The 22,184-nt window shown below is 61.8% G+C and carries 18 protein-coding genes; 8 read left to right on the top strand and 10 right to left on the bottom strand.

Annotated features, from left to right (window positions below; genetic code table 11):
- Positions 1–78: 78 nt before the first annotated feature.
- The 7 genes from GPK89_RS15540 (at position 79) to GPK89_RS15570 (ending at position 6,678) form a co-directional block, all read left to right on the top strand.
- On the top strand, positions 79–522 hold the full coding sequence (locus GPK89_RS15540) for a DUF523 domain-containing protein (protein ID WP_215694533.1): 444 nt from the start codon (positions 79–81) through the stop codon (positions 520–522).
- Positions 523–630: 108 nt separating this feature from the next.
- Positions 631–1,080, top strand: coding sequence for an NfeD family protein (locus tag GPK89_RS15545; RefSeq protein WP_215694535.1), 450 nt, complete (start codon positions 631–633; stop codon positions 1,078–1,080).
- Between the two features lie 27 nt (positions 1,081–1,107).
- Positions 1,108–2,001 carry an SPFH domain-containing protein gene (locus GPK89_RS15550; RefSeq protein ID WP_215694536.1) on the top strand — a complete coding sequence of 298 codons (894 nt, stop codon included), beginning with the start codon at positions 1,108–1,110 and terminating at the stop codon, positions 1,999–2,001.
- Between the two features lie 200 nt (positions 2,002–2,201).
- Positions 2,202–2,810 (top strand): AAA family ATPase, encoded by a 609-nt coding sequence (locus tag GPK89_RS15555; protein ID WP_215694537.1) that lies wholly within the window; start codon positions 2,202–2,204, stop codon positions 2,808–2,810.
- Between the two features lie 22 nt (positions 2,811–2,832).
- Positions 2,833–3,510, top strand: coding sequence for an HdeD family acid-resistance protein (locus tag GPK89_RS15560; protein WP_215694539.1), 678 nt, complete (start codon positions 2,833–2,835; stop codon positions 3,508–3,510).
- A gap of 168 nt (positions 3,511–3,678) precedes the next feature.
- Positions 3,679–5,082: an NAD(P)/FAD-dependent oxidoreductase gene (locus GPK89_RS15565; protein ID WP_215694541.1), complete on the top strand. Its 1,404-nt coding sequence runs from the start codon at positions 3,679–3,681 to the stop codon at positions 5,080–5,082.
- A gap of 378 nt (positions 5,083–5,460) precedes the next feature.
- Positions 5,461–6,678 carry a hypothetical protein gene (locus GPK89_RS15570; RefSeq protein ID WP_215694543.1) on the top strand — a complete coding sequence of 406 codons (1,218 nt, stop codon included), beginning with the start codon at positions 5,461–5,463 and terminating at the stop codon, positions 6,676–6,678.
- Between the two features lie 259 nt (positions 6,679–6,937).
- On the opposite strand, the gene dnaJ is transcribed toward GPK89_RS15570, so the two are convergent.
- The 5 genes from dnaJ to GPK89_RS15595 all read right to left on the bottom strand — a co-directional run bounded on the left by dnaJ (position 6,938) and on the right by GPK89_RS15595 (position 12,724).
- Positions 6,938–8,116 carry a molecular chaperone DnaJ gene (gene dnaJ / locus GPK89_RS15575; RefSeq protein ID WP_215694545.1) on the bottom strand — a complete coding sequence of 393 codons (1,179 nt, stop codon included), beginning with the start codon at positions 8,114–8,116 and terminating at the stop codon, positions 6,938–6,940.
- 252 nt (positions 8,117–8,368) lie between these two features.
- Positions 8,369–10,201 carry a molecular chaperone DnaK gene (gene dnaK / locus GPK89_RS15580; protein WP_215694547.1) on the bottom strand — a complete coding sequence of 611 codons (1,833 nt, stop codon included), beginning with the start codon at positions 10,199–10,201 and terminating at the stop codon, positions 8,369–8,371.
- An 81-nt stretch (positions 10,202–10,282) separates the two neighbouring features.
- Positions 10,283–10,876: a nucleotide exchange factor GrpE gene (locus GPK89_RS15585; RefSeq protein ID WP_215694549.1), complete on the bottom strand. Its 594-nt coding sequence runs from the start codon at positions 10,874–10,876 to the stop codon at positions 10,283–10,285.
- Between the two features lie 21 nt (positions 10,877–10,897).
- On the bottom strand, positions 10,898–11,911 hold the full coding sequence (hrcA, locus tag GPK89_RS15590) for a heat-inducible transcriptional repressor HrcA (protein ID WP_252261718.1): 1,014 nt from the start codon (positions 11,909–11,911) through the stop codon (positions 10,898–10,900).
- Between the two features lie 279 nt (positions 11,912–12,190).
- On the bottom strand, positions 12,191–12,724 hold the full coding sequence (locus tag GPK89_RS15595) for a stage V sporulation T C-terminal domain-containing protein (protein ID WP_215694551.1): 534 nt from the start codon (positions 12,722–12,724) through the stop codon (positions 12,191–12,193).
- Positions 12,725–12,791: 67 nt separating this feature from the next.
- On the opposite strand from GPK89_RS15595, the gene GPK89_RS15600 reads away from it, so the two are divergent.
- Entirely contained in the window at positions 12,792–13,265 is a 474-nt protein-coding gene (locus tag GPK89_RS15600; protein ID WP_215694553.1) for an NUDIX hydrolase, read from the top strand.
- A 189-nt stretch (positions 13,266–13,454) separates the two neighbouring features.
- Here the strand turns inward: GPK89_RS15600 and GPK89_RS15605 are convergent, their stop codons facing one another.
- From GPK89_RS15605 to GPK89_RS15625, 5 genes are all read right to left on the bottom strand, one after another.
- A complete protein-coding gene (locus GPK89_RS15605) occupies positions 13,455–17,012 on the bottom strand; it encodes a SpoIID/LytB domain-containing protein (protein ID WP_215694555.1) in 3,558 nt (1,185 codons plus the stop codon).
- Between the two features lie 20 nt (positions 17,013–17,032).
- Positions 17,033–18,334 carry a competence/damage-inducible protein A gene (locus GPK89_RS15610; RefSeq protein ID WP_215694557.1) on the bottom strand — a complete coding sequence of 434 codons (1,302 nt, stop codon included), beginning with the start codon at positions 18,332–18,334 and terminating at the stop codon, positions 17,033–17,035.
- Complete coding sequence (thiI, locus tag GPK89_RS15615) at positions 18,331–19,524, bottom strand: tRNA uracil 4-sulfurtransferase ThiI (RefSeq protein WP_215694559.1); 1,194 nt, start codon at positions 19,522–19,524, stop codon at positions 18,331–18,333. The genes GPK89_RS15610 and thiI overlap by 4 nt, the downstream gene beginning before the upstream one ends.
- Before the next feature lie 211 nt (positions 19,525–19,735).
- Positions 19,736–20,893, bottom strand: coding sequence for a cysteine desulfurase family protein (locus GPK89_RS15620; protein WP_215694561.1), 1,158 nt, complete (start codon positions 20,891–20,893; stop codon positions 19,736–19,738).
- 231 nt (positions 20,894–21,124) lie between these two features.
- A complete protein-coding gene (locus GPK89_RS15625) occupies positions 21,125–22,138 on the bottom strand; it encodes an aldo/keto reductase (protein ID WP_215694563.1) in 1,014 nt (337 codons plus the stop codon).
- Positions 22,139–22,184: the final 46 nt, after the last annotated feature.

A 22,184-nucleotide genomic window follows, 5' to 3' on the forward strand; every position in this document is an offset into this window, starting at 1 on the left:
ATATTTTTTCATTGTGGTTTCTTTCCTTTTATGCTACACTGGTTTTACCGCACAATTTACGGAAAGTCGGTGGTTTTCATGAAAATCCTCGTCAGCGCCTGTCTGCTTGGCGTCGCCTGTAAATATTCCGGCGGCGACAACGTCTGCCCCGCCCTGCTGAATGCCGTGCAGCACAGCGGCCATACCTTTATCCCCATCTGCCCCGAGGTCTATGGCGGCCTGCCCACGCCGCGCCCGCCGGCCGAGCGCACCGGGGACTGCGTGCTGACCGAAACCGGCACTGACGTGACTGCGCAATATCAGCGCGGTGCCGAGGCCGCCTTGCAGCTGGCCCGGCTGACCGGGTGCGAGGCGGCCATCTTAAAAGCCAACAGCCCCAGCTGCGGCTGCGGCACGATCTACGACGGCACATTCCGGCACCGCAAAATTGCCGGGGATGGGGTGACGGCGGAATTGCTGCAAGCGCACGGGCTTTGCGTTTACAACGAGGATAATTTCAGCGAATTATTGCGTTATGTATAGTCTTGCGCAACCATTTACATTTTTACCCCGCAACTAATTCTTGACAGCGCAGCGGCAGAATGTTAAAGTAGTGATAAATACATTTTTCCTGCCGAAAGGAGTACCGCCATGTGGTTTGATACGATCCTCTGGCTTGTCGCCATTGTTGCTTTTATCGCCGTGGAAGCCGCCACCACCGCCCTTGTGTCGGTGTGGTTCGCGGTGGGCGCGGCAGCGGCCATGGCAGCGAGCTTTTTCAACATTGGCTTCGGCTGGCAGGCGCTTGTTTTTGCCGTCGTATCGGCCATTACGCTGGCGCTGATGATTCCCACCCTTGCCAGCCGCCGAGGTGAGCACAAAGCCCCTGTCACCAACGGTTCCCCGCTGACCATCGGCAAACAGGGCGTTGTGCTGGTGGATATTGAGCCGGGCACCCTCGGCCGCGTGCGGGTGGACGGCCTGGATTGGCAGGCCCGCGCCGAAACGCCGCTGCCAAAAGGCGAGCGCTGCAAGGTCGTGGCCGTGGACGGTGCCATTCTCATCGTAGTCCCTGTGACCGTCAACGCGGCCGCAGAGTAAGTTTCAAAAGAAAAAGGAGGAATCCCCATGCTGTTGATTTTTGCCATTCTGCTGATTATTATTCTGGTAGTTTTGGTGCGCTGCATCGTCATTGTTCCCCAGTCCAACGCCTACGTCACCGAGTGGCTCGGCGTCTATAAGGACACCTGGGGCGCAGGCCTGCACATCCGCACGCCGTTTGTTGAGCGCATCTCCCGCAAAGTTTCCCTGAAGGAGGAAGCCGCCGACTTCCCCCCGCAGCCCGTCATCACCCGCGACAACGTCACCATGATGATCGACACCGTCGTTTTCTTCCAGGTGTTTGACGCCAAGATGTACGCCTACGGCGTCAACCGCCCGATCCAGGCCATCGAGAACCTGTCCGCCACGACTCTGCGTGACATCATCGGCTCGATGACGCTGGACGAGACACTGACCAGCCGCGACCTCATCAACACAAAGATCACCGCCAGCCTGGACGAAGCCACCGACCGCTGGGGCATCAAGGTCAACCGCGTTGAGCTGAAAAACATCGAGCCTCCGGTGGAAATCCGCCAGGCTATGGAAAAGCAGATGAAGGCCGACCGCGAGAAGCGCGCCTCGATCCTGCTGGCCGAGGGCGAAAAGCAGGCCGCCATCACCCGTGCCGAGGGCGAAAAGGAGTCCGCCATCCTGCGCGCCGAGGCTGTCAAGCAGCAGCGCATCCGCGAGGCCGAAGGTGAAGCCGAGGCCCTGCTGACCGTGCAGAAAGCTCAGGCCGACGCCATCCGCATGATCAACGAGGCGAACCCTAACCACAACTACCTGGCCCTGCGCAGCATGGAAGCCATGGAGAAGGTTGCCGACGGCAAGGCCACGAAGCTGATCGTGCCCAGCGATATGCAGAACCTGGCCGCCACCGTCTCCGCCATCAAGGAGATTTCCGGCGAAGTGACCGAATAAAATTCAGCATTCTGTTTTCCCTGCCCGCGGTGTTTTGCCGCGGGCAGCTTTTGTTGTGGTGGTCGATGCACGCATCCGCCCTGCACAGTAAAAATCCCACCAAATCTTCTTGCGTTTTCCACAAAATCAGGTTATAATATAAGCAGATTAGTATGCCATTTTGCGCAAACTATACAAAAATAATTGTGAGGTGTATCAGTATGAAGGAACCTATGGTCATTACTATGGCGCGTGAGTACGCATCCGGCGGCAGCGAAATCGCACAGGCCGTCGCAGATAAGCTGGGTATCCCCCTGTACAATAAGGAGCTGATCACCCTTGCCGCCAAAAAAAGCGGCCTGACCGAGGAGGCCATCGCCGCCAGCGAGAACCAGCGCAGCGGCAGCCTGATTTACAGCCTGTACATGATGGGCAACACCATGCCCCTGGCCGACCAGGTCTATATTTTGCAGAGCAACGTCATTAAAGAGCTGGCCGCCCAGGGTCCCTGCGTCATTCTGGGCCGCTGCGGCGACTATGTCCTGCGGGAGCGCCCGAATGTGCTGCGCACCTTTGTCTATGCACCGCTGGATGCCCGCATCGGGTTCGCCAAGAGCCGCCCCGACGCCAAGGATATGCCCGACCGCCTGTGGGAGACCCAGCTGGCCAAGCATGACCGCGCCCGCGCGAGCTACTACAACTACTACACCGAGAACCGCTGGGGCGAGGCCAAAAACTACGACCTGTGCTTGAATGCCACCCTGGGCCGCGAAGCCTGCGCTGACCTGATCGTCGCGGCGGCCAAGGCCATGCAAGCGGCCAACAAGTAAAAACCGGAAGGAGCCACCCGCCATGCTGCGCTATGTCAAAAGCGGAATGATGCTGTTGAGCATCGCCTATATCGTCATCGGTATGATGCTGCTCATCATGCCCCAGACCAGCCTGCTCTGGATCTGCTACGCTTTCGGGGCCGTCGTGCTCATCACCGGCATCGTCTGCCTGATCCAGTACGCCCGCATCCGCGGCACAGGCTTTACTGCGCCGTTCATGCTGGTGGGCGGCGTCATCACGGCGGGGCTGGGCATCTTTACGCTGGCGAAACCGCAGGTGGTGGCGAGCTTTCTCCCCATCGTGTTCGGCATCTTCATCGTTGTGGACGGTTTGAGCCGCATCGGCAGCGCCATCGACCTTGCCAAGCGCAAGGGACAGAAATGGTGGGTGCTGCTGCTGCTCAGCATCGTCTCTGTTGCGCTGGGCATACTGCTGGTGCTGCATCCGTTTGGTGCGGCTGTCAGCGTCGTGATGGTGTGCGGTATTCTGCTGATCGTCGAAGGTGCGATGAACTTAGGTTGCATTCTGTATGCTGCCATGGAGCTGCGCACACTGGACCGCATGGCGACTGCTGCCGCCAACGCTGCCATGTCCGCCATCGGTGACGCCCTGGACGAAGCCGAAGCCGCCGAGTCCCCCGCCGACACCCCGGTCGTTTACGACGCCGAGAGCAAGGATGTGTCGGAGGACGGTGAATAACCGTTCCGTGACACCGTAGGGGCGCATTCTATATGCGCCCGCAGCGCCGTGCCATCAGCAAACGGGCACGGGCGGATATAGAATCCGCCCCTACAAGCTCCGTTTGCCCTTATTTTGTTTCCCGCGCGAACGTTCGCGAGTTATTTTTAAAGGAGAGAACCCCCATCCATGTATGACCTTATCATCGTAGGTGCCGGCCCTGCCGGTATTTTCACCGCGCTGGAGCTGCTGCGCAAAAGCTGCAACCCCCACAAGATCCTGCTCGTCGAAAAGGGCAAACCTGTGGAAAAGCGCCACTGCCCCAAGGATAAAACCGGCGTCTGCGTAAACTGCAAGCCGACCTGTGCCATTACCACCGGCTTTTCCGGCGCGGGCGCATTCTCGGACGGCAAGCTGTCCCTGTCCTACCAGGTCGGCGGCGAACTGCCCGACCTGATCGGTGAGGATTTTGCCCAGGAACTCATCGACTACACCGACAAAATCTACCTTGAGTTCGGCGCTGACCCCAAGGTTGAGGGCGTTTACGAAGGCCCCGATATCAAGGACATCCGCAAGCGCGCCATCCAGGCGGGCCTGCAGCTGGTTGACTGCCCCATCCGCCATCTGGGCACCGAGAAGGCCCAGCAGCTCTATTTAAACATCCAGAACTATCTGGCCGACGCGGGCGTCGAGATGCTGTTCAACACCGAGTGCGAGAACATCATCCTGGAGGATTCTGTCTGCAAGGGCGTCCGCCTGCGCGAGAAGGACGGCACCCGCGACGTGCTGGCGAAGCAGGTCGTCATTGCCACGGGCCGCCGCGGCGCGGACTGGCTGGAGAAACTCTGCGCCGAGCACAACATCGCCCACAAGCCCGGCACCGTTGACATCGGCGTCCGCGTCGAGTGCCGCAACGAGGTCATGGAGAAGATTAATCAGGTCCTGTACGAGGGCAAGCTGATCGGCTACCCGGCCCCGTGGCACAACAAGGTGCGCACCTTCTGCCAGAACCCCGGCGGCTTTGTCGCGCAGGAGAACTACGACAATGATCTGGCGGTCGTCAACGGCCACAGCTTCAAAGAGAAAAAGAGCAACAACACCAACCTGGCGATTCTCGTCAGCCATAATTTTACCGAGCCGTTCAACCAGCCCATTGCCTACGCGCAGAAGGTCGGCGAGCTGACGAATATGCTGGGCGCGGGCCACATTCTGGTGCAGCGCTACGGTGATATCCTGGACGGCAAGCGCACCTGGGCCAAAGAGCTGGCCCGCACCAACGTCCGCCCGACGTTGAAGGACGCTGTGGCCGGTGATATCACCGCCGCCATGCCCTACCGCGCCATGGTCAACATCATTGAGTTCATCAAGATGATGGACGAGGTCGTTCCCGGTTTTGCCAGCCCCGAAACGCTGCTGTACAGCCCCGAGCTGAAGTTCTACTCCAACAAGGTCAAGATGGACACCGACTTGGAGACGAACATCGCGGGTCTGCACTGCCTGGGTGATTCCTCCGGCTGGACGCGCGGCCTGATGATGGCCTCCGTCATGGGCGTCCTGATGGGCCGCAAGCTGATGGAGAAGCACGGATTTTAACGGATACGATAAGGGGAGAGCGCCCGACGTGGGTGCTCTCCCCTGTTTTTATGCAGCCGCTGTTGCAGGGGGGCGGCGTTGCGGGGTTGCGAGCGTGGGCCCACGGTTGAGCGTGCGAAACCGGGGAGCGAGCAATGTTCGTCCCATGGGACGAACAACCGCACGAGCGGGTTTGCGCAGCAAACTGGCGGCGCTCGTTGTGCGCCGCCAAGCGGCCGACGCCCCGGGCGGTGTTTCCTCAAGCGGGGCCTCCCCTGCGGCCGCCCCCTTCCCCAAAATTTTTTACAAAAATTTTCAAAAACCGCCCTCCGTGTGACAAGTAGGACACAACTGGGGTGTAGAATGACGACAAACCACAAATGAAAGGAGTTATCACCCATGAAAAACCACACCCGCCTGCCCCTGCTTGTCACCGCCGCCGTGTTCGCCTTGACCGCCTGCGCCCCGGTGGCGGACACTACGCCCACTGCGGAACCCACCGCTACGCCGGAAATCACCGCTGAACCAACAGCGGAACCCGCTGCCGAAACAGGCCCGCTCTACGGCATGACTTCCCGCTACTCGCAAAGCGTTGTCTATGATGTCATGCCTGCCTTTAATGACCAGTCGGACCACATCGGAACGAACGTTTACAAAAACGACCTGAACGCCGGGCAGGTTTCGCTGTTTTACAGTTGTGACGACTTGTGCAACGCTGAACCCTATGTGACGAGCGACGCGGTGTACCTGCTCACCTACAACAGAGACCGCGACAACAAAATCATTGCCCTGTCCCATGACGGCACCAAAACGCATGAGATTCCCTTTGACCCATACGCCGCATCTATCGCTTTATATAGTGACCGCTATTTCTATTGCGTGGGCGGTCTTGCCCCCTATAACACGGCAAGCGGCTTCCGCCTTGACTTGCAGACCGGCGAGACAACGCCCTGGGACTTACCCGCCGAGACAGCCGCCACACCGGACGCCGCCGGTGATTTTGCCGTAACCGCACGGCTCATTTCAGACCACCCTGTTCCCTTCACGAGTGACCCGGAAATTTCCGACGCCCTTTTGCAAAACTCTCTGCTCGAGTACGATCTGATGGATGCTGCAACCGGAAAGCCCACTGCGAAAATTGCGAAATTTCCGTATAAGGGGGCTGACGACGGCAGCGGCTATGTCTATTACACCTACCTTGGGAAATCCGGAGACGATTTCTACTTCACCGGCGAGCACTCCCGCTCGGAGGAGGAGGGCATTAAAATGTCTGTTCTGCGTGTGGGCAGCGACGGCACGCAGGAGGATTTAGGACTTATGGTCAACGTGTCGCTTCGCGAATTGCGCCAAAATGGAGAGCTCCAGTGGCTTTTCGCAATGAGCAGCAATCCGGGCACCATCACGGTATACGACCTGCAAGGTACGCAAATTGCGCAGGTGAACCCGCCCGCCGGGGTGGAGTCGTACTATCCCCTTTCCATGCTGGATGACGGGCGTATTCTGTTGCTCATTGGCTATGATCTCGACCACGACTACATGACCCGGTACGCCACCATCGACGCCGACGCCTTTTTGAACGGCAGCACCGAGTATACCGAGATGAAGTTTGTGGGGTAAAGGGCACCCCCCTGCGGCGGGGTGAGGGCACCCCGCCCTACAAGTTACGGTACGGTGGGCCGTAGGGCGGCATGCCCTCATGCCGCCGGGCACGTTTCCGCTGCCGCAAAGTTCCCGGGTCGTCGGGGACGCCGACCCCTGCAACGGTGGGCGCAGCTGCGGCGGCCAGAGGACTGGCCGCCCTACAACATGCCATTCATAAAATAAAGCCCCGCCCCGGAAATGTTTTCCACATTGCCGGGGCGGGGCTGTATAAAATTCAGGACATGAACCGGTCTTTCAGGTTCTTGAAGAAGTTCTTGCGCTTCTCATAGTTCTCGTCCTTCAAGCTGTCCTCAAATGCCTTCAGGGCTTCGCGCTGGGTGCGGTTCAGCTTTTTGGGAATCTCCACATCCACGATGACATACTGGTCACCGTGGCCGCGGCCGTTCAGATATTGGATGCCCTGGCCGCGCAGGCGGAACTTCGTGCCGCTCTGGGTGCCCTCGGGAATCTTCTGGGCGACCTTGCCGTCCACAGTGGGCACTTCAATTTCAGCGCCCAGGACGGCCTGGGAGTAGGTAATCGGCACGCGGACGTAAACGTCGTAGCCGTCGCGCTCAAACACGGCGTCGGGCTTGACCGTCACATGGACGATCACGTCACCGGCGGGGCCGCCGTTGGTGCCTGCGTCGCCCTGACCGCGCAGCGCGATGTTCTGGTCGTCGTCGATACCGGCGGGAATCTTGACTTCCAGCGTCTTGCGGGCGCTGGTCTTACCGGTGCCGCGGCAGGTCTTGCAGGGGTTCTTGATGATGGTGCCGCGGCCGCCGCAGTGCGGGCAGGGCTGCTGGCTCTGCATCACGCCAAAGGGCGTGCGCTGCTGGGTCACGACATAGCCGCGGCCGCCGCATTCGGTGCAGGTCTCGGGGCTGGTGCCGGGGGCACAGCCGTTGCCGTTGCAGTCCGGGCAGGTCTGCTGGCGGTTCAGCGTCACCTTTTTGGCGCAGCCGTGGGCCGCTTCCTCAAAGGTCAGGATGACGTTGGCCTGGATATCGTGGCCCTTGCGCGGGGCGTTGGGGTTGGCGCGGCTGGAACCGCCGAAACCGCCAAAGCCACCGCCGCCGAACAAATCGCCGAAGATATCGCCCAGGTCAACACCGCCTGCGCCGAAACCGCCGCCAAAGCCGCCACCGAAGCCGCCGCCGGGCTGGCCGGCCCCATAGTTGGGATCGACCCCAGCGAAACCGAACTGGTCATAGCGCTTGCGCTTGTCCGGGTCGGAAAGAACATCGTTGGCCTCGTTGACCTCCTTGAACTTTTCCTCGGCGTCCTTATCGCCGGGGTTCAAGTCGGGGTGGTACTTTTTGGCCAGCTTGCGGTAGGCGCTTTTGATCTCGGCATCGGTGGCGTTTTTGCCGATCCCCAGCACCTCGTAGTAATCACGTTTTTCTGCCATAGAATCTATCCCCTCTATTTATGGGTTGTGAAAAGGCTTCCCGCTGAGGGGAAGCTGTCCGCGCAGCGGACTGATGAGGTGGGAACTGCCGGCGATTGCCCATAAACAGGCTGCCACGGCAGCGCCGCCCCTCATCCGGCCTGCGGCCACCTTCCCCCGAGGGGGGAAGGCTTTATTTTAACTTTCTCTATAACCCCCAAGGGCCGCCGCCGGGGTAGCCCAGCGGCGGCCTTATTATGGGTTAGTTACGCATCAAACCTCGTGGAAGTCGGCGTCAACGGCACCGTCATCCTTGGGCTGGCTACCGGCGTCGGGGCCGGGCTGGGCACCGGGCTGCTGGCCCTGTGCCTGGGCGGCCTGCTGGTAGACCTTCTCGCTGATGGCGTAGAAAGCCTTCTGCAGGTCATCCTGCTTTGCCTTGATGTCATCGATGCTGCCGGACTTCAGGGCCTCTTTCAGGGCGGAGAGCTTCGTCTCGACTTCGCTCTTCTCCTCAGCGGAGACCTTGTCGCCAAACTCGCCCAGGGCCTTCTCGGTCTGGAACACCATCTGGTCGGCGTTGTTGCGCACATCGACTTCCTCGCGGCGCTTCTTATCCTCAGCGGCATACTGCTCGGCGTCCTTGACAGCCTTGTCGATGTCGTCCTTGCTCATGTTGGTGGAAGCAGTGATCGTGATGCTCTGCTCCTTGCCGGTACCCAGGTCCTTCGCGCTGACGTGGACGATGCCGTTCGCGTCGATATCAAAGGTAACTTCGATCTGCGGCACACCACGGGGAGCCGGAGCGATGCCATCCAGATGGAAGGTTCCCAGGCTCTTGTTGTCGCGGGCAAACTCACGCTCGCCCTGCAGGACGTTGACCTCAACGCTGGGCTGGTTGTCCGCAGCGGTGGAGAAGATCTGGCTCTTCTTGGTGGGGATGGTGGTGTTGCGGTCGATGATCTTGGTGCAGACGCCGCCCAGGGTCTCAATGCCCAGGCTCAGCGGGGTGACATCCAGCAGCAGCAGGCCCTTGACATCGCCCTGCAGAACGCCGCCCTGAATGGAAGCGCCGACAGCAACGCACTCATCGGGGTTGATGCCCTTGAACGGCTCGCAGCCCAGTTCCTTCTTGACAGCGTCGTAGACGGCGGGGATACGGGTGGAGCCGCCGACCATCAGGACCTTGGCCAAGTCAGAAGCCTTCAGGCCGGCGTCGGCCAGAGCCTTGCGGACGGGGGTCATGGTGCGCTCGACCAGGTCAGCGGTCAGCTCGTTGAACTTGGCGCGGGTCAGCGTCATATCCAGGTGCTTGGGGCCGTTGGCATCGGCGGTGATGAAGGGCAGGTTGATGTTGGTGGTGGTGGCGCTGGACAGCTCGATCTTAGCCTTCTCAGCGGCTTCCTTCAAACGCTGGGCAGCCATCTTATCCTTGCGCAGGTCGATGTTGTTCTCGCGCTGGAAGTCCTCGGCCATCCAGTTGATGATGCGCTCATCGAAGTCATCGCCGCCCAGATGGGTATCACCGTTGGTGGCCAGAACCTCGGTAACGCCGTCGCCCATCTCGATGATGGAGACATCGAAGGTACCGCCGCCCAAGTCGTAGACCATGATCTTCTGGTCGGCTTCCTTATCGATGCCGTAGGCCAGAGAAGCAGCGGTCGGCTCGTTGATGATACGCTTGACGTTCAGGCCGGCAATGGTACCTGCGTTCTTGGTGGCCTGACGCTGGCTGTCGTTGAAGTAGGCGGGGACGGTGATGACGGCCTCGGTGACAGGCTCGCCCAGGTAAGCCTCGGCGTCAGCCTTCAGCTTGCTCAGGATCATAGCGCTGATCTCTTCGGGGGTGTAGTCCTTGCCGCCGGCGTGGACCTTCTCGGCGGTGCCCATCTTACGCTTGATGGAGGAGATGGTATTCTCGGGGTTGGTGATGGCCTGTCGCTTTGCGACCTGGCCAACCAGACGCTCGCCGGTCTTGGTGAAGCCGACGACAGACGGGGTGGTGCGGGCGCCCTCGGCGTTCGCGATGACGACAGGCTCGCCGCCTTCCATAACAGCGACGCAGCTATTGGTAGTACCAAGGTCAATACCGATGATTTTGCTCATAATAAAAACTCCCTTCAAATTTGCTTTGAACAGTAGTGAATGTCAATTTATATGGAAACGAATCTTTTGATTCGGTTCGCCTTATTCTGCGACGACGACCATCGCGTGGCGGATGATCTTGTCACCGATCTTGTAGCCCTTCTGGAAAACCTGCGTGACGCTGCCGCTCTCCTGGCCCTCGGCGGCGGGGGCCTGCGAAACGGCGTTCATGAAGTTGGGGTCAAACGGCTGATTCAGCGCTTCGATTTCGGTAATGTTCAGCGTTTCCAGGGCCTTGGCGGCCTTGTCCAGCGTCATCATGACGCCCTTCTTGTAGTTCTCGTCGGTGCAGGCGGCGTTGGCAGCCATATCCAGCGTATCCAGGATGCCCAAAATCTGGGTCACAGCGTGGGACACACCGTCGTTGAACTTCTGGTCGGCCTCGCGCTGGCTGCGCTTGCGGTAGTTATCATACTCGGCGGCGGTGCGCAGCAGCTGGTTTTTCAGCTCCTCGTTCTTTTTCTCCGCCTCGTCCAGCTTAGCCTGCAAGGCCGCTGTCTCGTGGTGGTGCTTACCCTCGTGCTTTGCCTCGGGCTTCTCGGCCTTGGGGGCCTCCTGCTCAGGGGCCTTGGCCTCGGTCTCAGGCGCCTTGGTCTCTGCGGCGGGCGTCTGCTTGGTTTCTTTTTCGTGGCTCATTGCGGGTCTCCTTCTTTCCAATTATTGGCCCTGCCCGGCCATACTCTGCCCTAGCTTTGCGGCAAAGTAGTCGAGGATCGGCAGCAGCCGCTCATATTCCATGCGGGTGGAACCGATGAGCGCCACCGAGCCTGTCAGCCCGCCACCCGCCAGATACCGCTTGCTGACGATGCAGCAGCCCGGCATGGCCGGATCCAGATCGCAGCCCAGGGTGGCCGTAACGCGGCTTCCCTCGGGGCGGATCAACTCGGTAGCGGCCTCGTTGTCGGAGAAAATCTCCAGCAGCGTGCCTAGGTTCTGGCGGACATCTGGCATCTTTGCCAGGTATTGTGCGCCTTCCAGGCAGGCCTGCGGGCCGGTGGTGACAAGTGCCTGCGCGGCCATGATCACGGGGCTGAGCCGCTCACCTGCGGCCAGCACCAGGCTGGCCATCAGCATGGGGCTGAGGTCCTGCGGGGCTACAAACGTAAGCCCCCGGTTGAGCAGCTGCGCGATGTTGGCGGCGTCGTCCCGGGACAGGCCGGTATCGACGCGGGCCACGCGGGTACGCACCCCGCCTGCGCTGGTGACTGCCAGCACCGCCGCGCTGTACCGCCCGACCTGCACAACCTCAAAGTGGGCGATGCAGAGATCCGGGGCCTGGGGCGTGGTGGCGGCAGCGGCGCAGCCAGTCAAATCAGCCAAACTGCGGGCTGCAGCGGGCACGAGCTTTTCCGGCTCGGCATCCATGGCGGCGAACAGGTCATCGATGTGGCGGCGGTCGGCATCCGGCAGGGCGCTGGCCTTCGGCGCATCGATCAGGTGGTCGAGGTAGTAGCGATAGCCTTGGGCACTGGGCACACGGCCTGCACTGGTGTGGGGCTGTTCCAGCAGGCCCAGCTTAGTCAGCGCCGCCATCTCGTTGCGCAGCGTTGCACTGGACAGTGCCATGTCAAAGTAGTTTGCCAGCAGGCCCGAACCGACCGGTTCGCCGCCGTTGGCATACAGGGCAACAATGGCTTCCAGTATACGCTGCTTGCGCGCGTCCATGGCCATGCTGCTCATCTCCTTTGGTTTGCTTTCGGTTTTGTTTAGCACTCTTTATCTCTGAGTGCTAAGTTAATTATATTCCCGTTTTGCAAACTGTCAAGGGGTTTTTCCGATTTTTTTGTAAGTTTAACAGTTTCGTCACAATCACGGCAGGGTTCTTACCTATTATATATGTAGGGGCCGGTTATGCCCGGCCTGCACTTGTACGGAAAACGGTCGCTTGCGGGAAAGCTGAGGGCCGGGCATGCCCGGCCCCTACATGGCGGTGTACATTCAGACACCCCGTCACTCCCCCATCCATCGCGCTAAAAACTCGGCGGCGGTGGCGGCGGCGCGGATGGTCTCGGGGTCGGGTACGGCATCCCGGCGCATCCCCGGCAGCAGCACGCCGCCCTCGATATCGCCATGCACCAAAACCGGCGCGGCGCACAGCAGCCAGCGCCTGCCCAACGCGACCCGGTGCAGCGGCTCTTCCGGTGCGGTGTACAGCTTGCGGCGGGCCAGCAGGGCGTCCAACTCAGGCGGCAGCGGCTCGCCCAGCAGCTCACTTCTGCCCGCCCCGGCGGCGGCCACGATCTTTTCCCGGTCACAGACAGCCACACCACAGCCCAGCCGCCGGGCCAGCACATCGGCGTAGGCGGCGGCCGGCTCGCCCAGCTCTGCCAGCGGCGAATACTTTTTAAAGACAACTTCCCCTTTACCATCGGTAAAAATTTCCAGTGCGTCGCCCGAGTGGATGCGCTGGGTACGGCGTATCTCCTTCGGGATGACCACCCGGCCCAATTCATCGATGCGCCGCACAATTCCTGTCGCTCTCATACAGAATCCTCCCTGGTTTTTTATGGTAGTATCTGCGGATTCATACAAAATATGTAAGGAGTTCCCTATGGATTTACTGCAAACCACCCTTTGCTATCTCGAAAAAGACGGCGCGTACCTGATGCTGCACCGCGTCAAAAAGAAAAACGACGTCAACCACGACAAGTGGGTCGGCGTCGGCGGCAAGTTTGAGCCGGGCGAGGATGCGCTGACTTGCGCCCTGCGCGAGGTGCGCGAAGAGACCGGCCTGACGATGCACACGCCTGTCTATCGCGGCATCGTGGATTTTTACTGTGACCCCTGGCCTGCCGAGCGGATGCACCTGTACACCTGCACGGATTTTTCCGGCGTGATGACAGACTGCGACGAGGGGTGTTTAGAGTGGGTGGACAAGAATGCTGTGCAGGATTTGCCGATTTGGCAGGGGGATAAAATTTTCTTTAAGCTGCTGGCTGAGGATGCGCCGTTTTTCCATCTGGAATTGACGTATGAGGGGGACGTGCTGGTGAAAGCGGTGCTGGATGGGGAGGAGTTGCTATAACCACCGCGCGGCGGAATCCCCCAGTCACCTTCGGTGACAGCCCCCTTTAACAAGGGGGCCTTTAAAGCCTCCCTTGTCAAAGGAAGGCGGCCGAGCGAAGCGAGTTCGGAGGGATTCCCGCCGTGCGGTGGATGTTACTGCCAAAAAAGAGCGTGTGCCATTTCTTGCACACGCTCTTTTTCTGTACTATCAATACGTCGTAATCGTCGTCCCAACGAAATAATGCGTCAAAATATCCTGATAGTTCCAGCCGTTGCGGGCGTAACCGATGGCACCCCATTGGCTCATGCCACAGCCGTGGCCGTAACCGTACACATCAAAGATAAAGCAATCCAGATTGGCGTCATAGCTGACCGTGAAGCACTGGCTGCGCAGGCTGCGGCCATCCACACTCTGGCGGGCCAGCAGGTTTTCCCGGAACCAGCGGCCGCTGACCGTCTCGCTGTTGCCATCGGGGCCGACCTGAATCTTGGCGACCCAGCCGTACTGGTTGGCGTTCTTGATGGTGAACCAGCTGTTGGGGTCCACGCCTGCCAGGTCGATGCCCAGCTCGTCGCGGATGCGGTTCTCCAGCGTCTCGCGGGAGAAGCGGGCCGTGCCGCTGGAATTGCCGTTGGTGTTCCAGTTGCTGGAAACCTGCTGATCGTAGGGGCTGTCCACGGCCTGCAGCCAGGCGCGTTCACCGCCCCAGACCTCGGCAGACGAGGCTGTACCCGTGCTGGCAGAGGCGAAATACGGCGTGAAGCAGACCTGCCCATTGTAAGTCACCAGCACATGGGCAACCTCCTGGGCAGCGGCCAGCGCAGCTGCGCCCGGCTCTGCACCCCGCACCGACGGATAGCCCGACTGGCTTAAAATCCAGCAGTGGGTCGCCACACACTGGGCTTTGTAGGCTTCGGCGGGGGCGTTGGGGCCAAGTTCGTTCTGGGCCACCATCGCCAGGCAGCGCACCAGGTCCATCGTCTGGGCCGTGCCGTTCATCGTCACGTTGATGGTCTCGCCCTCGGTGCCGGTGCTGTTGTCGGGCTGCGGGGCCTGGGTCGGCGCTTCAGTCGGGGTCGGTTCGCTGTTGGCGTCCGACGCCGGGGCCTCGGTAGGTTCGGGCGTCGGGGCGTCGGTAGGGGCCGGCGTGGCCGTCACCTTGATTTGATCCACTGTGACCGTCTGCTCGGGCAGCGTGCCCTCGGCACCCTTGTTCAGGTCCGTCTCCACAGCGTTCGTCGAGCCTGCCACATCGGTCAGGCCCTTGAGCATCTTGTCGGTGCTGGCCAGCAGGCTGTCGGTGATGTTCTGCAATTCGTCGGCGCGCTGGGCCAGATCGGCGGCGTCGGTGGTGTCGTCCCGGGCCGTGCCGCTGCTCTTGCGGGCGGCCTGGGTGGCGGCGCTCTGCTGGGCATAGCGCTCCACGCTGGTCCGCATCAGGGCGCTGACCGTGGGCATCGGCTGGCCCTTGCTCTGGTACTGGGCCGCCGTCAGCAGCGGCCCCTCTGCGGCGGTAAAGGCAGCGGTGTTCAGCACCTCGGCCTCGCCGTCCTCGACCAGGCGGCCCGTGATGCAGAGCAGCGCACCGTTCTCGCCGCTCTGGGTCGTCACGGTCAGGAAGTGGGACTCGTCACCCACCTCCACCCCGGTGTCAAACAGGCTGCGGGCTTGGATGCCCGCCACAAAGGTCAGGTAGTCGTAATAGTTGGACAGGTCGGTGCTGCCATACAGGTCAAACGCGCCTTCGCCCTGCTCGGCGGGATCGTAGTAGTAGACCGCCAGCGCTTTGAAGCGGTAGGTGCGGTCTGCCGTATACAGCGTGAAGCCGCCGTTCTGTTTCAGTGTGTCCTGGTCGGCCAGCGCCTTGTAGTCGTCACCGGTGCATTCCAACACGGTGTTGCCGGGGGTGGCGGCGTCCAGGGCGCTGGGGGTGGCAAAACGGACGATGGACCCCGGCTCTGCGCCGGATTCCGGCGTTTCGGGCGTGGGCGTGTCGGCAGAGTAGACCAACGCGCCATCAAAGCCGGGCCAGCCCAGGTAGGCCACCACGCCTACGCGGCGGTCCAGCGCCTTGTCAAGATAGCTCTCAGCGGTGGAATCGTACAGCGCCGTGCCGTAGCTTTTGGCGGCAGGGCTGGCACCCAGATCATTGCGGAAGAACACCCACAGCGCCCCGGCACCGGCCAGCACAGCCAGCAACAGCACGACCAGGATCAGCGTGACCGTGCGTCTGCGGCGGCGCTCGCTCTTTTCAATAATTTCCAAACTGCGGTTTTTGATGCTGGGCGGTGCGGGCTGCTTCGGAGGCAGGTCGGCGTCCGAATCTGCGTTCTTTTTGCGCTTTTTGCGGGGCTTTGCTTTTTCCCGGGCAGCCTCCTCAATGGCGCTGGCGTCAAACAGCTGGGTCGCCGCGCGGGTAAAGTCCTCAACGCTGGCGCTCTTGCCTGCGGCCTCGGCGGCGTCATCGGCAGCCTGGGCGGCGGCAATGGCGGCGGGGTCAAGGTCAGCGGAGAAATCAGGGATATCATCGTCCAGCACCGAGCGCGGCGCAGCCTGCGGCTCGGTCTCCGGCGAATTTTCCGAAAAGTCCGGCAGGTCTACCGGCATCAGCGGCACGCTGGGGGCCGGGTCAGCGGTCACAGGCCGGGCGCGGCGGATGCGGGCATGGCGGGCATTTTCGGGGCCAGCCGTCTGGACTGCCAGCGGGTCAGGCATCGCCGGGGCCGGGGCGTCGTCGCTCTCGAATTGGATGACACCGGTCGGCTCGTGGTCAGGCACAGCCGGGGCCGCAGGCGGCGGGGTGGGCACGGCTTCGTGGCGGCGCAGCGTGCGGTGCTGCGGGGCGGAGTCCGTCTCCGGCGCGGCTGCTTCCACTTCCTGCGCAGGGGCGGCAAATTTCGGCGGGGCCACCGGGCGGTCAAAGTCCAGCATCGGCTCAAAATCCGCCGTATGGTCGGCGTCGCGGGTGGGCGGCGTGCGGCGGCGCAGCGAGAACCGGACCGTATTGCCGCGGCTCTTGGCGGCCTCCGACACGACAAGCAGCGGCCGGTCGTGCCCGGGGCGGAAGGTGATACAGGAGTCGGTCAGCTGCAAGCCGAACAGGCGGCGGCGCAGCAGATCCAAAATCTGGTTGGCGATGAACGTGTCGTTCATATCGGGCGGCAGGGCGCAGGCCACCGCGCCGCGGCGGTCGCACACCAGCACAAAGGGGCACTGGCCCACGCTGGCGGGCATATAGGCAGCCGCGTAGTCCGCGCCGGTCACCTGCATGGCGGCCAGGGCGCGGCCTGCAGCGGCCTGCACTACATCGCCGGGGAACCGCTTCAACAGCTGTTCCGGCACGGCGATACGGCGGGCTTTCTGCGGGTCGGCGTAGCTCTCGGTGCCAAAGTCGAACACGGCCTCGCTGTGGGCCAACGGCTGCAAAAGCGCACCCAGCAGGCGGCCTGTCGTCTCGTCCACGGCCACCAGCAGCTTGCGCTTGTCCAGCAAGGCATCCAGCGTGGCCTGGGCCAAGCTCGTTTCGCCCTCGGCAAAGACATCGTCGCCGAACTTGGCCCGCAGCCGCGCGGCCCATTTGTCACAGTATTGCTCCGCCATGGCGCGGTTGGGGGCGCTGACCTGCACGCAGATGGCAAATTCGCCGTCGCGCTCCAACAGGCGCAGGCCGGGGCAGCCATCGTCGCGGATCTGCCGCAGTACGCTGGACACCTCCGCGCCCGTAGGCCCGAAAACACGCAGAATTTTCAGTTGAGTGTTGACCATGGTGGAACCTTTCTATTGCTTTATATATCCAAATCGCTGTTGGGGGTCTGCGGAGTAAACAGTATGCTCTCCGGCACATCCAGGCCCAGCGCCATGCGGCGCAGCATATCCAGGGCGTAGAGCGCGGCGCGGGTGCGGATGATGGCGCGGTCCTGGTAGCCGCCCAGCGTCAGGCGCATCAAATACCCGGTGTTCGTGCGGGTGTCGGCACCAGCCAGGTAGACCGTGCCCACCGGCTTGCCGGGCAGCGCACCGCCCGGCCCGGCCAGGCCGGTGATGCCCACAGCCAGCTCCGCGCCGGATTTCCGCGCAGCACCAAAGGCCATGGCAGCGGCCACAGGCCCGGAGACAACGTTGTACTTTTCAATCACGGCGGCGTCCACACCCAGCAGCTTTTGCTTGGCGGCCTCGGCGTAGGTGACAAAGCCGAAGCCGAACACCTCGCTGCTGCCGGGCACGTTGGTCAGCCGCTCGGCGATCATGCCGCCGGTGCAGCTCTCCGCCGTGGCAGCGTGGAGGTGATGCTCGCGCAAAGCGCGTACCACCGTGTATTCCAGTGCAGGCACGTCAACGTCATAGGCCGCTGCGCCCAGAATCTCTTTAAACTCCGCAATGCGGGCATTGCAGGCGGCCTCGGCGGCCTGCTCGGTAGCCTCGCGGGCGGTCACGCGAATCTCACACTCGCCAGTCTTGCAGTAGATGGCGGCGGTGGGGTTGGCTGCCTCAAACAGCGGTGCGACCTTGCTGGCGATGGCGCTCTCGCCGCCCAGCACCCGCAGCGTGCGGCTGTGGATCGTGCAGTTCTGGCGGTGCAGCAAAATCGGGCGCACCTGCTCAGCCCACATGGCCTTCATCTCACGGGGCACGCCGGGCATCAGCGCGGCGCAGTGGCCGTTCTCATCCTCGAACCAAGCACCGGGGGCGGTGCCGTGGTCGTTGATGAGCTTGTGGCCCTTGGTCGGGCACATGGCCTGCTTGCGGTTGTTCTCCGTCGGACGGCGATTCGTGCGGGCGAAAAAGTCAAGTATCTTTTGCCACTCTGTCTCGTCAAATGCCAACGTATCGCCGAAGGCCTCGGCCACCGTCTCCTTGGTCAGGTCGTCCTCGGTGGGGCCAAGCCCGCCGGAAAAAATCAACAGGTCGCTGCGGCTTTTTGCCTGCAAAACCAGCTCTTTCAGCCGGGCGGGATTGTCGCCGATGACGTGCTGGTGCAGTACGCTGATGCCCAGCTCGGCCAGTTCGCGGCTTAAAAACTGGGCATTGGTGTTCAGGATATCTCCCAGCAAAAGTTCCGTACCTACGCATATAATTTCAGCTGTCACAGCAGTTCGTCATCTCCCATGCGGATGTAGATCTTTTCAACATTCTCGGCGGCCTCGGCTTCCAGCGCGGCCAGAGCGGGCATAGCGGCCTCGGCAGCCAGAATTTCGTCCAGTGTCGGGTTCGTCTTGGGGTGCGGCGGGGTAAAGATCGTGCAGCAGTCCTCATACGGCTCAATGGACGTCTCAAACGTGCCGATCTTACGCGAAATATTGATGATCTCGATTTTATCCATGCCGATGCAGGGGCGCAGCACAGGCAGATCCTGGGCCTGGTCGGTGCAGGCCAGCGCGGCCATGGTCTGGCTGGCGACCTGGGCCAGGCTCTCGCCGGTGATGAGGGCCTGCAATTCCAGCTTTTTCGCCACCTGGTTGGCAATGCGCAGCATACTGCGGCGCATCAAAACCGTGAACAGCACGTCGGGCGCGTGGTCGCGGATGTACTCCTGAGGCTTGGTGTAGGGCACGACAAACAGCGTGCAGTTGCCGGTGTACTCGACGATTTCCCGCGCCAGATCGCGCACTTTCAGCTTGGCGCGCAGGCTGGTGTACGGCGGGCTGGCAAAGTGGATGTGGTGCAGCGCCAGGCCGCGGCGGGCCATACACCAGGCAGCGACGGGGCTGTCAATGCCGCCGGACAGCAGGTTCAGTGCGCGGCCGCTGGTGCCCACCGGCAGACCGCCCGCAGCCTCGACCTTGGGGCCGTGGACGTAGGCGGCGTGGTCACGAATCTCGACCATGATTTCCAGCTGGGGGTTGTGCACATCCACGCGCAGGTGGTGGTGCTTGTCCAGCAGGTAGGCACCCAACTCGCGGCAGATTTCGGGGCTTTTCATCGGGTAGGCCTTGTCGGCGCGCTTGGCCTCGACCTTGAAGGTGCGCAGACCGCGCAGCGTCTCGCCCAGGTAGGCCTCGGCGGTTTCGCAGATGGCATCAAAATCCTTGGGGCACTCGACAGCGCGGCTGAGTTTGACGATGCCGAACACATGGGACACGCGGCGGAATGCCTCGTCCATATCAAGGCCGTCCTCTTTTGGCTCGATAAAAACGGTGCTCTGGGCCTGGTAGACCTTGAACTTGCCCAGTGGCTCCAGACGCCAGCGGATGATTTTTGCCAGCCGCGCTTCAAACTTGCCGCGGTTCAGGCCCTTCAGCGTCATTTCGCCCTGATAGGCGAGGATGATTTCTTTCATTCTGTAGTTCCTTTCAAAATATGCGACTGCACGGTAGGGGTCGGGTATGCCCGACCCTCGGCTCTACGGCAGACGCACTGTAACGGGAAGGCGGAGGGCGAGGCATGCCTCGCCCCTACTGTCTGCGGCAGGGTGAGGGCACCCCGCCCTACGATTTGCCCGAAAAGGGGTTCGTAGGGCGGCCTGCTCTCAGGCCGCCGCCAGCAGCCGTTCAAATATGCTGCAATTCCTTCAACCCATCTCTTACCCCATCCAGCAGTGCGTCCACGTCCTCGGCGGTGTTGTCGGCGCAGAAGCTCACGCGCAGGGCAGTACGCACGGTCAAATCGGCGCAGCCCATGGCCTGCAGGGTGTGGCTCGGCTCGCCCTTATCGCAGGCGGATCCGCCCGAGACATACACCGCGCGGGTGTTCAGATAGTTGATAAAAGTTTGACTGTTGATGCAGTTGGTGGAGAAGTTCACGATCTCCCCCACCGCGTCCTCGGGCGAGTTCAGCGTGATGCCGTCCAGCGCGGCCAGGCCCGCGCGCAGCTGTTGGTTCAGCGCAGCAATGTGGGCGGCGCGGGTGCGCAGCTTTTGCTGACCCTGGGCCGCCGCCACGCCCAAGCCCACGATGTAGGGCGTGTTCTCGGTGCCGGGGCGCAGGCCGCGCTCCTGGTGGCCGCCGATGTAGGGCGGCTTGAGGTTCTGGCGCTGGCTGTCCCGCACAAACAGCGCCCCCACGCCCTTGGGCGCGTGTACCTTGTGGCCGGAGACAGACAAACTATCGACCTCACGCCATTTTTGCAGGTCAATAGGCATACGCAGCCACGCCTGCACGGCGTCCACATGGAAGTGGGTGCGGCTGTTGCGGGTCTTGATGCCCTTGCCCAAAGCGGCGATATCCTGCACCGCGCCGGTCTCATTGTTGACGGCCATGCAGGCGGCAAGGACGGTGCTTTTGTCGATCTCGGCCAAAAATTTTTGCGTGTCGATGCGGCCATCCGGGCCGGGCAGAACCTCAACAACGGTGAAGCCCTCGTCCTTCAGGGCGCGGATGGGGCGCTGCACGCTGGGGTGCTCGAACCCGGTCACGACGATTTTGTTGCCCCAGTGCTTGCGCGGGCGGGCCGCGCCGTAGACGGCCATGTTGTTGCCCTCGCTGCCGCAGGCGGTAAAGTAGATTTCGTCGCTGCGGCAGTGCAGGGTCTTGGCCACCCGGGCGCGGGCGGTCATAATGGCGTCCTGCGCGGCCACGGCGGGGTCATACAGGCTGCTGGGGTTGGCCCAGTGTTCCACCATGGCCGTGGTGATGGCCTGCGCCACCGCCGGATCCACCCGGGAGGTAGCAGCGTTGTCCAGATAATGCAGCTGGGGGTCGGAAAGCATAACACTCATTCCTCACATTTTACACAAAGTTATACAGGTTAAATTATACACGTTCGCCCCCGAAAAAACAATATTTTCGGGGAAAAAAGTGAGATAACAAAAAAGCCTCCCCTCTTGAGGGGAGGTGGACGCCGAAGACAGCCGGAGGGATTCCGATGGGCTTTGCCTTGCACGCCGCTACACCCGCAGCCTGGGCAGGAATCCTTCCGCTTCGTGGGAAGGCCAGGGCTTTTACTCTCCAAAGTCCTCGGCGGCTTTTTTCATCATCTGGCGGATGGGCAGGTTATAGGGGCAGCGGGGTTCGCACGCGCCGCACCGGATGCAGGCCCCGGCCTTGGTTTGCAGGGTGGCGTAGCGCTCGCGGCCCCACTGCTGCAAGCCATAGCGGTTCAGATACCCCTGGAACAAAAACACGCTGGGGATGGAAATACCCACCGTGCAGGGGGCGCAGTAGTTGCAGCGGCGACAGAACTGCGTGCCCAGCGCGTCGCGCACGGCCTGGCAGGCTGCTTCTTCCTCGGGGGTCAGCGGGTCGATGTTCGCCGCGCCCGCCACGTTGGCGTTCAGCTCGTCCACCGTCGCCATACCGGGGATCGCCACCGTCACCGCCGGGTTGGACAGCACGTACCGCAGCGCCAGGCGGCCATCCTCGATGGCCCCGCCCGCGAGGGGTTTCATATCGATAAAGCCCTTGCCCGCCGCCGCACAGCGGTCGATCAGCTCCTTGCCCTGCTGCTCGACGATGTTATAGGGGAACATGATCGTCTCGATTTCCGGGATGTCCAGCGCGGCCTCAAACACGGCGGCCAGGTGCGCCGTGATGCCGATGTGCCCCACTACGCCCTTGGTCTTGGCTTCCAGCAGGGCTTCCATTGCGCCGCCGGGGGCCAGGATGGTTTGCAGGCCCTCCATGCTGGGGTTGTGGAACTGGAACAGTTCGATGTGGTCGGTGCGCAGGTTTTTCAGGCTGGTGGCGATCTCGGCCTCCATGTCGGCCTTGGTCAGGGCGCGGCATTTGGTGGCCAGGATGAAGTCATCCCGCAGGCCCGCTTCTTCCAGCGATTGGCCGATCCATTCCTCGCTGACCGTGTAGGCGCGGGCAGTGTCGATGTAGTTGACGCCCACCTTATGGGCAGCGATGAGCAGTTCCCGCGTGCCGGGCTGGTCGATGCGCTGGATAGGGATGCCGCCAAACCCCAGGCGAGAAATTTTCAGGCCGGTTTGACCAAAGTTGACGTATTGCATAGTGTGCTCCTTTTGCTCTGTTGCGGGGCGTTGAGGACGCCGCCCC

Source organism: Gemmiger formicilis (assembly GCF_018784445.1).
Taxonomy (GTDB): Bacteria; Bacillota; Clostridia; order Oscillospirales; family Ruminococcaceae; genus Gemmiger.